This window comes from Chryseobacterium sp. Marseille-Q3244, from assembly GCF_940807095.1.
Taxonomy (GTDB): Bacteria; Bacteroidota; Bacteroidia; order Flavobacteriales; family Weeksellaceae; genus Chryseobacterium.
Genome location: NZ_CALNWX010000027.1, coordinates 1 through 14,293, shown reverse-complemented (window position 1 = coordinate 14,293; position 14,293 = coordinate 1). Strand labels below are relative to the sequence as shown.

General features: G+C 35.2%; 10 protein-coding genes. 3 read left to right on the top strand and 7 right to left on the bottom strand.

Features of this window, described 5'->3' with window-relative positions:
- Position 1 precedes the first annotated feature (1 nt).
- Together darH and DarG are read right to left on the bottom strand one after the other, a co-directional pair.
- Entirely contained in the window at positions 2-997 is a 996-nt protein-coding gene (gene darH, locus NBX25_RS24190; RefSeq protein ID WP_123858111.1) for a BtrH-related acyltransferase DarH, read from the bottom strand.
- 52 nt (positions 998-1,049) lie between these two features.
- The gene (gene DarG, locus NBX25_RS24185; RefSeq protein WP_250255775.1) at positions 1,050-1,454 is read right to left on the bottom strand and encodes a flexirubin biosynthesis protein DarG; all 405 of its coding nucleotides are present in this window, start codon (positions 1,452-1,454) and stop codon (positions 1,050-1,052) included.
- A gap of 423 nt (positions 1,455-1,877) precedes the next feature.
- On the opposite strand from DarG, the gene NBX25_RS24180 reads away from it, so the two are divergent.
- Positions 1,878-4,790 carry an insulinase family protein gene (locus tag NBX25_RS24180; protein WP_250255774.1) on the top strand — a complete coding sequence of 971 codons (2,913 nt, stop codon included), beginning with the start codon at positions 1,878-1,880 and terminating at the stop codon, positions 4,788-4,790.
- A 517-nt stretch (positions 4,791-5,307) separates the two neighbouring features.
- Here the strand turns inward: NBX25_RS24180 and NBX25_RS24175 are convergent.
- The 5 genes from NBX25_RS24175 to NBX25_RS24155 are packed head-to-tail and all read right to left on the bottom strand — an operon-like array spanning position 5,308 to position 11,939.
- Positions 5,308-5,751 carry a hotdog family protein gene (locus tag NBX25_RS24175; RefSeq protein ID WP_123858108.1) on the bottom strand — a complete coding sequence of 148 codons (444 nt, stop codon included), beginning with the start codon at positions 5,749-5,751 and terminating at the stop codon, positions 5,308-5,310.
- A gap of 5 nt (positions 5,752-5,756) precedes the next feature.
- Complete coding sequence (locus NBX25_RS24170) at positions 5,757-6,188, bottom strand: hotdog family protein (protein WP_123909801.1); 432 nt, start codon at positions 6,186-6,188, stop codon at positions 5,757-5,759.
- Positions 6,188-7,327, bottom strand: coding sequence for a dialkylresorcinol biosynthesis protein DarB (gene darB / locus NBX25_RS24165; protein ID WP_123909802.1), 1,140 nt, complete (start codon positions 7,325-7,327; stop codon positions 6,188-6,190). The genes NBX25_RS24170 and darB overlap by 1 nt, the downstream gene beginning before the upstream one ends.
- A 1-nt stretch (position 7,328) precedes the next feature.
- Positions 7,329-8,243, bottom strand: a complete 915-nt coding sequence (locus NBX25_RS24160) for a dialkylrecorsinol condensing enzyme DarA (protein WP_250255773.1) — start codon at positions 8,241-8,243, stop codon at positions 7,329-7,331.
- Positions 8,244-8,285: 42 nt separating this feature from the next.
- The gene (locus NBX25_RS24155) at positions 8,286-11,939 is read right to left on the bottom strand and encodes an MMPL family transporter (protein ID WP_250255772.1); all 3,654 of its coding nucleotides are present in this window, start codon (positions 11,937-11,939) and stop codon (positions 8,286-8,288) included.
- A gap of 194 nt (positions 11,940-12,133) precedes the next feature.
- Between NBX25_RS24155 and NBX25_RS24150 the strand changes: the two genes are divergently transcribed.
- Both NBX25_RS24150 and NBX25_RS24145 read left to right on the top strand, forming a co-directional pair.
- Positions 12,134-13,135, top strand: a complete 1,002-nt coding sequence (locus tag NBX25_RS24150; protein WP_250255771.1) for a hypothetical protein — start codon at positions 12,134-12,136, stop codon at positions 13,133-13,135.
- Complete coding sequence (locus NBX25_RS24145) at positions 13,135-14,274, top strand: EpsG family protein (protein ID WP_123909806.1); 1,140 nt, start codon at positions 13,135-13,137, stop codon at positions 14,272-14,274. Before NBX25_RS24150 ends, NBX25_RS24145 begins: the two co-directional genes overlap by 1 nt.
- Positions 14,275-14,293: the final 19 nt, after the last annotated feature.

Here is a 14,293-nt window from a genome sequence, read left to right as displayed (position 1 = left end):
ATCAGATCGCTTTTCTCAGTTTTTTATAGAAAGCTTCTTCTAAATCTGCAATATGAAGCATTGTCTTCGATAATTCGTTGTAAATATTGCTTTTAGAGTTTCTATTTTTATACACTCTGGCGATATCTACCGCAAAATCTCTCCAAAGATCACCAATAGAAGTGATTTCTTTTGAAAGCTCTTTTAGTTCGTCATTTTTAAGGATAACAGCTGCCTCCTGAAGAAATGCTCCATAAATAAACCTGAATCCGCCACCTCCTGTTCCGATTTCTTCCTGCATTCTGATCAATTGACCCAGATAATGGTTGGTTACTTTTGTTCCTTTCTTTTCTGCCCATTTCGGGATACTTTTTGCCACCCATCTCATGGCTTTTACCCCAATCAATGGTACCGGAGCCAGCATATTTTTGCAGGTGTCTTTGATTCCTTTTTTTATAGCTTCTTCCAGATGAACATCTTCTGGGATATAAATAGGATAGTACATGTGTCCTTTTGGAGGAAGCGCTCCCTTAGCATATCTTACTTTTTCCAGTTCTGCTTCCGTAAGGGTTGTGGTGTAATCCATCACCGGATCACTGATAAGGAATTTTCCATCTTCTTTACCATATACAACAAGATTATGGGCATTAAAATGGAATTTATATTCTTCAGGGAAATAGGTGAGGTTGAAAACACCTACCTGAAGTCCTGTAGGTATATTTTGTTCTAAGTTTCTTTCCAATGCTTTTTGGGCATCCAGAGGATTGGAGAATTTCTCTCTTTTGATTTTAATTCCTAATCTTTTCGCTGCTTTACTGAAAATAGCACCCGGCATCGGACGATAGCTGAAGCCCGGAGCAAAATTCACCTTTAAAAAGGGAAGGTAGACAAAAAATAATCCTGAACCGATCCCGAAAATCATAGGTTCACTTAATTTTAGTCCTCTGTTAAGCAGTAGATTAGAAGCAACACCGTTTTCGCAATGCGCAGTCTGATGGTGTTCAAAGTTTAATTTCATTTGCAGTTTATATCTTTTTCATAGGTAAATAAAATGGAACGAATCACTTTATTTATTTCCCGTCGAAGTTTTTTAGTTCATTGACTGAAATTCCAAATGCATCGGCATATTTTTTCAGCGCAGTTTTACTTAGTGTTTTAAATACGTTGGGCTTAAAATGTCTTTTTACCCTCCATTGCCACATTCCTACATAAGAGGCCAGTACTCCTAAGTCCATTTTATTAAATTCCATAAAATAAACGATAGGGCTTACTGTATTATTGGCAACGTTTTGCTTTGCTTCTTCAATTCTTTCATAGATCAATTCCATAGATTCATCCAAAGCAGCCTTTTTTGCATCCCAGCCCGTACTGTTTGCGGTGGTGTAATTATCATTTTCATCCGTTACATACAATACTTCTGTCATGTTGGCGGATTTCAGATTACTTTCGTCTTGAGGCAGGTTTTGTTTTTTCATCTGAATAATGTTTAATTTTTTTAGGTTCCGGATGAAATAGGATTCATCTGTTTTTGATTATTTTAATCAGGTGGCTAAAATAGTGAAAATACATAATATGAAAATTATACCTGATTTGATTATAAGATTACTTTGAAATAAAGGTTGTATGAAGTTTTTATTCAAAATTTAATGATAGAACTGATTGCCGTTTTTCTTCGTTTTAATGAAGGGTGAAATCGTTTTGTAATCTCACATATTGAGAAAAATATTTGTTTTTTTCTGTTTTTACGGTAAGGATGTTTAACTAATAGGATGTAATGAAATCTTAAGAAATACTGTTAATACTTATGAAGGATGTTTATAATTAGGTAAACTGTAACAAGTACCTCATATCATAAGACTAATGGATTAGAAATTTGAATATAAAATTAAATAACCACTATGAAGAAATTTTTTATTTCTGTTTCGCTTTTCTGTATGCTTAGTGCTATGGCTCAGAAATTCGATACTCAAAAACTAACAGATGCCCAGGGCTATACTTATGAAACAGTAAAGAACGACCAGGCAGGGGTAAGAATATATACCCTAAAAAACGGATTAAAGGTTTATCTGGCAAAAAATGAAGATGCTCCGAGAATCCAGACTTATATTCCGGTAAGAACGGGATCCAATAATGATCCGAGTGATAATACGGGATTGGCCCACTACTTAGAGCATATGGTTTTCAAAGGAACTTCCCACTTGGGAACTCAGGATTGGGCAAAGGAAAAAGCTTTATTACAACAGATCTCTGATCTTTATGAGCAGCATAAAGCTGAAAAAGATCCGGCAAAGAAAAAAGAGCTTTACAAAAAGATTGATGAGGTTTCCCAGGAGGCTTCAAAATTTGCGATTGCGAATGAATACGATAAAGCTATTTCTTCACTGGGAGCTACGGGAACAAATGCTCATACCTGGCTGGATGAAACCGTTTACAAAAACAATATTCCATCGAATGAACTTGAAAAATGGTTAAGGGTTGAAAAAGAACGTTTTTCGGAATTAGTCCTTCGCCTTTTCCATACTGAATTGGAAGCAGTGTACGAAGAGTACAACAGAGCTCAGGATAACGACGGCCGTTTGGTAAACTATGCATTAATGGAAGCTCTTTTTCCAAAGCATCCGAACGGACAGCAAACGACTATCGGTACTTCTGAGCATTTGAAAAGTCCTTCAATGGTAGCCATCCACAAGTATTTTGATACTTATTATGTACCTAACAACATGGCGGTTGTACTGGTTGGAGATCTTGATTTTGACAAAACTATAAAATTAGTTGACCAATATTTCGGGACTTTCAAATACAAGGAGCTTCCAATGAAAAAGATGGTCACAGAGGAGCCAATGACTCAGATTGTTTCCAGAACTGTAAAAAGCCCATCTACGCCAAGAATGACTATGGCATGGAGAACAGATTCTTATGGAAGCCAGGAGGCTAGACTGGCAGATGTTGTTGCGGAGATTTTAAGCAACAGAGGTGATGCCGGTTTAATTGATCTTAATATTAATCAAAAGCAGAAAACGTTAGGTGCCGGGGCGTACGAATCTCCATTCAAAATGTATGGAACATTCGGATTAGTCGTGACTCCTAAGGATGGTCAAAGTTTTGATGAGGCTAAGAAATTATTACTGGATCAGCTTGATTTGGTTAAAAAAGGTCAATTCCCAGACTGGATGCTGAAAGCTATTGTCAATGACAAAAAGGTTCAGCGTATGAAAGGTTGGGAAACCGCTGATGGATTGGCTACTGAGCTTTATGATTCTTATATTAAAGGAAGAACGTGGGAACAGGAGTTAGATGAGATCAACCAGTATGAAAAGATCACTAAAGCTGATGTGGTGAAGTTTGCAAATGATTTCTTTAAGGATAACTATGTAGTAGTTTACAAAGAAAAAGGAGTGAATGATAAGCTTGTTCGTGTAGAAAATCCAGGAATTACTCCTATTAAGCTGAACAGAGAGGCTCAATCACCTTTCCTTAAAGATATTTTAAATACTAAGGTTACTGAGATCAAACCAGAATTTATCGATTATAAAACAGCAATTCAGACTTCAAAAGTAAAAGATAAAACGGTAAGCTTTGTAAAGAATAAATACAATGAGATTGCCCAGGTAAGCTATGTTTTCCCTTTCGGAACAGATCATGATAAGGAGCTTTCGTTAGCGGGAACTCTTTTCGAATACCTTGGAACAGATAAATATACTCCGGAGCAATTGAAGGAAGAGTTCTATAAGTTAGGAATCTCTTACAGTTTCAGAACCTCTAATGATCAAACTACTGTTACTTTATCAGGACTTGAAAGTAATATGAAGAAAGGAGTGGAGCTAATGAATCACTGGATGACCAACGTAAAAGCGGATAAAGCTATTTACAGCCAAACTGTAAAAACAATTCTTGAAGCCAGAGAAGTAGCTAAAAAGGATAAAGTAAGAATTATGGGTGCTCTTTCCAACTATGCAAAATATGGGAAAGACTCAAGAATGACGGATGTTATTTCTAAAGCCCGCCTTGAAAGTATTGATGCTGCAGAATTAATGAAAAAGGTAAAAACACTGAACCAATATCCTTATCAGGTATTGCTTTACGGGCAAGACCAGGCAGGTATGGAGAGTGCTGTAAAACCTTATATTACCAATGTAAGTCTGCAACCGGCAAAAGCTAAGGAATATGCAGAACCTGCCACAACAGGGAATGTATATTTCACCAATTATGACATGGTACAGATGGAAATGGCTAAAGTAGCGAAAGGAAGTCCTGTAAATCTAAGCAACTTCGGTAAAGCCAATGTTTTCAATGAGTATTTCGGAAGAGGATTATCTTCTATCGTTTTCCAGGAAATCAGAGAAAGTAAGTCTTTAGCTTATTCTGCGTATGTTTCTTATGCAAATGCTTCAGAAAAAGGACATGCTAACTATATTACCAATTATATTGGAACGCAGTCTAACAAACTTCCTTTAGCTGTAAATGCAATGAGTGAGCTTATGGCTGAGTTGCCACAGATTCCAACGCAGTTTGAAAATGCAAGAGGTTCTGCACTGAAGCAGATTGCTTCCAACAGGATCAACAGAACCAATATTTTCTTCAGTCAGTTAGCTTTGAAAAAATTAGGCGTTGATTATGACCTGAGAAAAGATACGTATGCTGAGATTCAGGGATTGACATTGCCTCAGTTGACAGGATTCTACAATACAGAAGTGAAACCTGTACAATATAATACCGCAATTATCGGTAAGAAAGAAAACCTGAATATGGAATCTATCAATAAAATGGGACAATTCCAGGAGGTATCACTTGAAGAGATCTTCGGATACTAATATTTTAGTTTTAATAATAGGTAAAGTGGAGCAGAAATGTTCCACTTTTTTGTTTGAATAAGGTATTTGTCTGATAGTGAATGTTCCACGGATTTGTAGAATGTTTCACGTGAAATATGACGTTTTTTAAACACAAATGTCACCCATAACTCCACAAATAGTCACAATGATTTATGGGTCTTTTAAAGGATTGTATTTTTTAGCGCAAGAGTTCGCAAAGAATCATTCATTATGGGGATTTTTGATCGCAAAGGCGTTTCACTCAGCAAGAGAAGCCTTGGATAAATTTATTGGGTTTTAATTCAATAGAGGTGGGCTTTAGCCCGCCTAAATAAAAAGATAAAATTCATTTGGCTTTAGCCAAAACCTAATTGTTTTATAGGTAACAACCCTCAATCAAAAATAATCAGTGCTTCCTTTGCGATCATAGTATTAAAAGTAATAAAGAATATATCAATCCTTGTAAAACAAAAAAGCTGCACAAAATGTACAGCTTTTATAGTCTTTTTCTTTCTTTTTACGATTTTACCTCCTGAATAAACAGGTTAATCTCTGCTCTGATCAACAATTCTTCGTTGTTAAAGGTCTCGCAGAAGATGTGGCAGATATTTTCAAACTGGGAAATCAACGATGCTTTTGAAATGATTTTGTCATTTACTTTGGGAAGTCCGAATATCTCAATCTTTTTGATATTGGTGATAAAGCCTATCACTTTGGTATCTGCTTCCGGATTTTCGAAGAAGCTTTGTCCAAGGATAGATGAGCAGGTTTGGGCCAGATTTTCAATTAAGCCGGCTTCTACAAATTCATTGTTATGAACAAAGATATTGTTTTCTTTTATTTCAAAGGAAGTCACTACTTTTTCCTTGGTCAGTTCCAGGATATAGTCTGCCATCAGCATTGGCTCGCGATGCGGTAAAAAGTGGTGTATATTGATGATATTTTCTTCCCTGATCTCCATTAAAATTATTTTACAGCGGTTTTCATTTGAGATTTTGCAATCACTTCACCATTTAATTTAGTAATGATGTCTACAAGGGTTACTCCCATTACTTCATTGAGGATGGTTACTTCAGATTTCAGTTGATCTCCAATTTTAGGTAATATTGCGGCTTCAAAAGATTTGATGGCTCCAATGTATCCGGTAGGAGCATCTTTTCCAAGCAAATGATACTTGTACCCTGTATGAAGAGCTACACTTTGTGCCTGATGTTCAATCAATCCAGAAGCCTGAAAAAATCCATCCTGAATGAATAGATTGTCTTCCTTTACTTCAAATCCGGAAATAAGGTGGCTTTCAGAATATTCTGATAGCTCATGTACCATAACAAATGGTGCACGCTGTGGAATAAGGCTTTCTACAAAACCCTGATCGGATGTGGGGAGTCTGTTTTCCATTAGCAGACTGTTAATAAAGAACAAGAATAGGCAAATCTTCCGCTCTCAGGAACGCAAAGAAGTATTTTTTCTCCTTTTTTCAATGTTCCGGAGTTCATGAGTTCCTCTAATGCTACAAAGATAGATCCGGCACCGATATTTCCGATGTCAGAAAGGTTGTAGAACCACTTTTCAGCAGGGAAGTCCATTCCTTTTTTAGCAAATTCTTCTTTCAATCCATCTTTAAAATATCCTGAAGAGATGTGAGCCAATACGTGGTCTATTTTTTCAGGATCAAGATTGTGTTTGTCAAAGGAAGCTCTTAAACTTTCCGCCCCTTTTACAAGAATATATTTATCAAGGATTTTCGTATCCTGCTTAATGGCAAAAATAGAATCTTTCAACCATGAATCAGATGGATAATCTGCCCATGATTTTAAGCTTCCGTCTTCCTGTTTTTCACATCCTGCATACATACATGCCTCGATTTCGTGGGCATAAGAATAGAAATCGATGAATTCCACTCTTAAAGAGATCCCGTTTTCTCTCGGTTTATTTTCTAGTAAGAAAGCACCAGCTCCATCAGAGAGCATCCATCTAAGGAATTCTCTTTTGAAAGCGATAATAGGTCTTTCTTCCAATAATTTTAAATTTTCAGCTTCATGGTTGAATTTATCTGCCGTCATCCATGCAGACATTCTTTCAGAACCCGCACATACAGCACTTTCCTGTACACCGGCTCGTACTGAGAGGAATCCGTAGTTAAGGGCATTCATTCCTGAGTTGCAAAGTCCGGTGGCAGTATTGATTTCAATAGATTTCCCGATGTTCAGTTCACCATGAACCATAGAAGCATGTGAGGGCTGAATCTGGTCAGGAGAAGTAGTGCCTACGGATAGTAACTTCATATCTTCCTTCTTGAAATTCTCATCAAAAAGTCCTTCAATTGCCTTGGCAGTAAGCTGCGCATTGGAATGCGTAGGGTTTCCTTCTTTATCTAAAGCGTAATATCTTGTCGTGATTTTATTATTTCTTAAAATAAGTGATCTGGCTTTAGAAGGTGCGTCATTGATAAGCCCAAGATATGTCTCCATTTCCTCATTTGATACCGGTTCATTGGGTAAATATTTTGAAGCTTTTGTTATAAATACGTCGTACATTCTATTTTAAATTAATTCCTTGTAAATATCTTTTTTGTTTTTGTCTTTTAAACCAAAATATAGGGGTTGTAAGCAGGTGTAATACCAAAACGATTGGTGAGATAATCCATATCGCTGCCATCAAATATACCTTAAAGAATTTTATCAGCAATGGACGTTTCTCTTTTTTCTTGATAATCAGATTAGACCATACTGTGAAAATCTTGTTCCCTACCTTTTCTACACGTACTAAAAACGGGCGGATTTCGACGGCTCCATTTTTTACAAGATCCGGTTGTAAATTGTTCAGATCATTGTTTTTAAAATGCTTTTTGATAATCTCTCCATATTTTACCGAACCTGAAATTTCTTCATCCGAAACTCCTGCTGCCGGAAGCAGTCCGGATTTTTCCTTTTGCCCTGTAGTCAGCCAGCGGAGAATAGTCAGTACACTGGTATAATTGTCATGTCTGTCTACTAATGCAATGTTTCCGACAAGTTGGGCTTTTAAATCTCTTAAATATACTTTCAGCTTTTCCTGTGAGAGCATCCACATATTTCTTGTTCCGGAAACGGTAACTACAGGCGTGTCTTTAAGGATGCGCTCTGCATAGCCGCTCTTCAAAAATGAAATGATCGGAATAGAGGGGGTAAGATACCAAACCTGATATCCGAACAGGATGAGGTCATACTTTTTGTTCAGTATTTCTTCTGAAGGGGGAACAATTTCTTTGGGGATCTGTAAATAAGATTCCGGAAAAGTGTTGAAAAAAACATCACCTGGCCAAGGAAAAGGGAAGTCTTCCCTCAACTTAATATTATAATAGTTAATATCATATTCTTCCTTTTGAGCTTCAAAAGGCTTGGCAATATTTCTCATAATATCCTCCAGCTGACCGGTTTGAGAATAATATATGACAAGTATATTTTTTTTCATGGAATCTTTTTAGCGTTTACAAAAATATGTTTTTCATATTTATTATTTAGTTTTAAATACTTTTAATGATTCAGAACTAAATTCTAATATATAATTTTTATTTTCTATTACTGTTTTTGTGGTATTGATAAAAATGATCGTTTCAGGAAGATTTTGAATTTCATTGAGATCAAAATTATCATCCGAAATCAGGAGAACATCAATGCTTTTCGTTACTTCAGACACATCCTTTATATAGTTGATCTTTCTCCTTTTTACCAGATAATTATGAGAAGCAGTTGCTCTTTTATCTTCATTTATAATCCTTGAAAAAATTCTTCTACTGGCCTGATATAGGGTGAGTAAAGCATCTTTTTGTCCAAAATCATCAGCAATATGCAGGATGTTGGCATCGGCAGGAATGTGTTTATTCAGTTCAAAATAAGCTGATTTATTGGTGTTGAAGTCTTTCTTTACTTCTGTTACAACTTCATTGTCTTTATATAGATAGCTTAATAATAACTGCTTTTTAAAATAATTTTCGTCTTCAATCTCTTCTCTCAGTTGAGCAAATTCTTCTCTATAATACGCATTAATCTTTTTCGTTCTTTCAGAATAGTTTTTACCAAAGCTTACATCATCTTTACTGATTCTATTTCCTACTTTTACAATAATGCTGCCATCATAGATAATAAAATCTCCTTTCGGAAGTACTTCAGAATTTCCATGAATATACAAAGGAAGAATATCCAGCTCAAACTGTTCTGCAAGATAAAAGGCTCCTTTATGAAATCTTTTCACATCATTGGTATAAGAGCGTTCTGCCTCTGGAAAAACAACAAGAGAATATCCCTGTGCTATTTTTTCCTTTAATTTATCCATTCCGTTTTCAATACCCTGGGAAACCGGATAAAAGCCCAGTGCCCTTACCAGTTTTCCGAAGACCGGAGATTTGTATACCCAATCATTGACTAAATAAATGATTTTATGAGTGGCCATTGCAATAGCTAATGTATCCAGGAAAGAGGTATGATTAGCAATAATGACTGCCGGTTTACTGAAGTTCTCATTCGGATTTTTAATGACCTTCTTCTTTACAAATGGATTCGAATAAAGGACAGAAGTTAAAAACTTAGCCAAAATAATTTTGATAATGTTCAGCGTTTTACCCTTTGAATTTTTCACAAAGAAACTTCCTATGGCTGAAAATATCATGCCTCCAAGCCCATAATATAAAAAACTGAAGAGGGAGACGATCAATAATCTGAATGTTATTGGTGAAAGTCCTTTTTTTGCTCTGTTGGTGATTAATAATCTGAACCAGAATGGGTATAGGGTAGAAGTGATGATAATCACGGAGAACATTCCGATCAAGGCAACCAATGCTAATGAATGCAAAGCCGGATGTTTGGCAAAAATCAGAGATCCTATGGATAAAATGGTGGTAAATACTGCTAAAATAATTGAAGTTCTATAAGTAGGAAGCTCATTCTTTCCGGTTGTGTGCTCCTTTTGCATGGCCTGGGTAAGGAAAATACTAAAATCATCACCCACTCCGAAGACCAATGTACAGACTACCGTACTGAAAATATTTAATTCCAGTCCTAAGAAATAAAGAATTCCGGCAGTAACCACTCCGGTCAGTACAATAGGGAACATGGTCAAAACAGTCAGCTCAAAATTTCTGAAGAAGATAATGATGGTTAAGACGATAGCAAGAAGAGAATAATTAATCAGGGTATTGAAGTCTCTTTTTAATAACCCTAAAAAGTTTTCATTCATCTGCTGGCGGTCAATGGCAATAGCATCATGTTTCTTTTCAATATCTTTGATGAAAGCATCTCTTTTTTTCTCATCTACCTTCACTACATTGGAAACTGTATAAAAACCGTTTTCATTGCTCATGAATTCTGAAATCTGAAGTGCTTTTACTTTTTCATAGTCTTTGATGCCTAACGTAGAATAGTTTTTATTTAAAACCTCATTAAAATTATCAAAAGCAGAACTGTTGAATCCAAATTTATTCCCATTGCTGATAAGCTCAGAAACGGTTTGATTCTTTTTGTTATCATTCCAGAAACTTTTCCACTCCTCAATTTTCTTTTGCTGATCTTCTTCCGACAGGACAATACTTCCAATAGAATTATAGCTGAGGATTTTACCCTCTTTTTTCTCTTGTTCCAGGAATGTATTTAATTGGGAGTTTCTCGCCAAAGCCTGTTCTTCTGAGTTTCCATAAGAAATCGTATAAATGGATTTTGAAGTAATATCCGATAGTTTTTGGAGTTTGGCTTCACTGATTTTCATTTCTTTCGGAATGTAATTCAGATCTCCAATGTCTTCATTAAACCCAACATGTCTGAATCCAAATAAGCATGCTACAATGATTATGGAACATCCAATAATCAAAGGTTTATTTTTCTCGTATGGATATGAGCCTATTGTATCAATAAAATTGGTGCTAAGTTTCTCTTTGGTATGTTTAGGTTTATAAAGCTGTGGAACAATAATCAATGCGGTAATAGAGGATAAAATTACCGTGATGGCAGCGAAAAGTCCCAGATCCTTTAAGGCTTCGGAGCGTACAAATACCAAGCATAAAAAGGAAACAGCTGTAGTAGCACTACTCAAAATAATTGGCTGTGTGATTTCTTTATAAAGCTCCTCAATATTGTTATTATGCTTGTAATGGGTAAGAATATGCAGGGCATAGTCTATGGTAATCCCAATAAGGATGGCCCCAACACTTAATGAAATGGCCGAAATTTTATCTTTAATAAAATACAAGACCAATAAGGCCAGTAAAACAGAGAATACTGTTGGCAGGAAGACTATAATTGGAGTAAACAAGTTCCTGAAATAATAGATCAACAGAATCAGCAGTACCGTCATAGAAATCACAACCGTATTCTGAATGTCTTTTTTGATCTGTTTGGCATTGGCCACTGCAATCACCGGAGAACCAAAATAACTGATCTCTGTTTTTCCTTTGAACTGTTTATTCAGGTTATCTTTTATGGTATTAAGCTGGTCAATAAAAGCTTCATTGGATTTTGTATCATTACTTTTATTTTTAGGTTCAATAAAAAGCAAAAGGTTTTTGCCATCCTTGGTTACAATATAGCTGTCTTCCAATTTGAAATCCTTGCTGATATTGAGTGCATTTAATTTTTTAATTCCCAGAAAGGTTAATCCCAGAGGGTCTTTTTTGATAAATTCTTTGGTCACAAGGCTTGTAGGAGAAACCAAAGAGATGTAATTATCCTCTACCTGTTTGGCAATGCTATCTTTTTGAAGTTTCCTTTCAATCTCTTGATAATCATTTTGATTGAGAAATAAAGGCAGGTTTTGATTCACGAAATCAAAGGTTTCAGAAATCTCATTATCATTCACTTTTCCCTGGATTGAGGCAATATACTTTTGTAAAGTCTCTGTTTTTTGTAAAAAAGTATCGGCCGTTTCAGAAAGCTGAAAGCTGTCTTCACCGGATTTGTTTTCTATGATAACAATGATCTTGTCCGAAAAATTAAGCTGTTTAAGCACCTTTGCCGTAAGATCGGATTTTTCATTTTTAGGAATGATCTGATTGATATCTTCTTCAAAATTAATCTTAGAAGCAAAGAATAGACATAAGAGAGCAATTCCCAATGCTGTAAAAACAGAAAGAATTTTGTTTCTGGAAATCAGATAATATAAAAATATAAAAAAGCGATGCATTGCATTTGAATCAAGTCTGCAAATTTAAATTTTTAAGGATTACATCAAAATAGTTTAGGGATAAGTTTTGGCTGAAAATCAACAAAATATTCTAGGCAGAATGAAAAAATATTCTACTTTTGCAAAAGTTCCCCTTTGATAAAATGTATTTTAAACCAAAATTATTATTAAAAAAATAAGAATCTGTTTTTGATATGTTGACAAAAAATGATGAAAAAATAAACGGATTTCTATTTGTAGCAGTACTCCCGTTTTTGCTGTTTGCGATGTCTTATTATGGCTTTGAATCTTCGTATGTAAGATTAAAAACCATGGAGAAGGCTCCGGGCTTTATGTTCTCCTCTGTATATGCTTACAGAGTAATCCCCAATTATCTGAGTGTACATGCTACAGAGGTGGTAACCCTCATCGTAAATAATTACCTTCCTTTTCTGAAGAACTTTCTTTTAAAACAAGGAACTTTGTTTTATCACAGTATTTTTTTGATTAACAGTTTCTTTTTTGTGCTGTCTTCAATTGTTTTACATTCACTATTCAAATTAAGTCCTACAGGAGTTCTTTTACATTTGAATATCAGGAGAATGATTCACTTGCTGGCTGTTTTTTTTATTGTTATTGTACAGTATGTTCCCACTAATTGTGATTCTATTGCAATTTTCTTTTATCTTTCAGGAGCATTACTTACGTTGAAATATTTCCAGAAGCGGAAAACCATAGATTTTATTCTTTTATGTGCGGTGGTATTTATTTCTACGTTGGCAAGAGAAACTTCATGCCTGAACATTTCTTTTTTTGCTGCAATGTGTATTGATTTTGAAAAATTGAAAAAGAAGGATTTTACTTTCATCAAAGAGCTTATATTTTTGGTGGTTGCTTTTATTATTCCTTACGCAGGACTTAGGATGATGATTCATCAGGATGTGTCTTTTGTGGAAGGAATTTATTTCCTGGATAATTTCAGCAGCCCTTTTAATATAAGCGGTCTTCTGTTTGGAACATTAAGTTTATATTTCAGTTACCTGTTGTGTAATGATGAAGGAAAAATATTGATCAGAAAATATCTGTTCTTTGCCATTCCTTACCTGGTCATGATTGCCATGGTAGGGCTTTTCTGGGAAGTCAGATTATTTATCCCTTTGATTCTTACGGGATTTATTTTTACTTCATATCAATTTAAAAATACCATATCCGTCTAATGAGTTTATTGCACCCATATTATATCATTGCAATCATCTATATGTTGATTTTCAGTTTTCACGAAGTGTATTCCGAGAAAACGAACAAAGGGGCGCTTTATATTTTGGCGGTTTATCTTGTTATTATTGCAGGGTTTCGTGATGATGTAGGGCCGGATTATGGAAGTTATGTAGGAATTTATGTGTATTCGGATACGAAAGATTATTTGAGTATTTTTCTTTCGGCACTTTCAATAAAAGGTCCTCAGGTTGTGGAACAGGAGTGGCTCTATGTGTTGATTAATAAGATTCTTCTCAATATTTTTGATGCTCCCTTTTACATGTTAACGTTTGTAATCGCAGCATTGGTAACATTTTTTAAAACAAAATTTGTTGAAGAGAATACGCACTATCCTTTCACCTTTTTGCTTTTTGTCTTTATTCCGGGATTCTTTATTGGAGAGAGTGGTCAGATCAGACAAAATTTAGGCTGTTTCATGGCATATTGGGCCATCCGGTATATTAAAGAGCGGAATTTGTGGATGTATCTTTTATGGATTTACCTTGCAGCAGGTATTCATAATGTTTGTTATCTGATGCTTCCGATGTATTGGGTAGCCAGAATTCCACTGAATAAAATGTGGATGCTTATTTTTATTCTGATATCAGTATTCCTTTCTCCATTTGAGGTATACCGTTATTTTGGAGATTTACTGGGAAGTATAGCGTCCGAGAATACTTTGATAGACGGTTTCAACGGTTATGTTAATGAATCTGTAGAGAGGCTGAACGGAGGGTTTGGAATTCCGGAGGTAATGTTGGCTATTTGTACAGCCTTCCTCTTTGTTTTTGATACAAAAATGAAAGAAAAATATCCTTATTACGAATATCACCGGAATTATACCGTAATAGGAATCTGCTTTTATTTTATCTTTAGAAATAACCCTATCTTTTCATCCAGATTAACGGGAACTTTTCTGGCATTTTCCTATATTCTAATTCCAAATACCATGTTTGTGGTTTCTAAAGGGATGAAAGCTGCCATCCATAGTTTCATTATATTTTTGGTGATTTTTAACTTTGTGGTATTCTCCATGTTTAAAAATATTACGGCAGGAAGATTTACAATAGATCTTTATCATAACCATATTCTTCCGTAAGGTGTTTCTATATTTTATC

Coding starts and splice junctions, on each gene's coding strand:
- darH (WP_123858111.1), bottom strand. CDS start 997: ATGAAATTAAACTTTGAACACCATCAGACTGCGCATTGCGAAAACGGT.
- DarG (WP_250255775.1), bottom strand. CDS start 1,454: ATGAAAAAACAAAACCTGCCTCAAGACGAAAGTAATCTGAAATCCGCC.
- NBX25_RS24180 (WP_250255774.1), top strand. CDS start 1,878: ATGAAGAAATTTTTTATTTCTGTTTCGCTTTTCTGTATGCTTAGTGCT.
- NBX25_RS24175 (WP_123858108.1), bottom strand. CDS start 5,751: ATGGAGATCAGGGAAGAAAATATCATCAATATACACCACTTTTTACCG.
- NBX25_RS24170 (WP_123909801.1), bottom strand. CDS start 6,188: ATGGAAAACAGACTCCCCACATCCGATCAGGGTTTTGTAGAAAGCCTT.
- darB (WP_123909802.1), bottom strand. CDS start 7,327: ATGTACGACGTATTTATAACAAAAGCTTCAAAATATTTACCCAATGAA.
- NBX25_RS24160 (WP_250255773.1), bottom strand. CDS start 8,243: ATGAAAAAAAATATACTTGTCATATATTATTCTCAAACCGGTCAGCTG.
- NBX25_RS24155 (WP_250255772.1), bottom strand. CDS start 11,939: ATGCATCGCTTTTTTATATTTTTATATTATCTGATTTCCAGAAACAAA.
- NBX25_RS24150 (WP_250255771.1), top strand. CDS start 12,134: ATGTTGACAAAAAATGATGAAAAAATAAACGGATTTCTATTTGTAGCA.
- NBX25_RS24145 (WP_123909806.1), top strand. CDS start 13,135: ATGAGTTTATTGCACCCATATTATATCATTGCAATCATCTATATGTTG.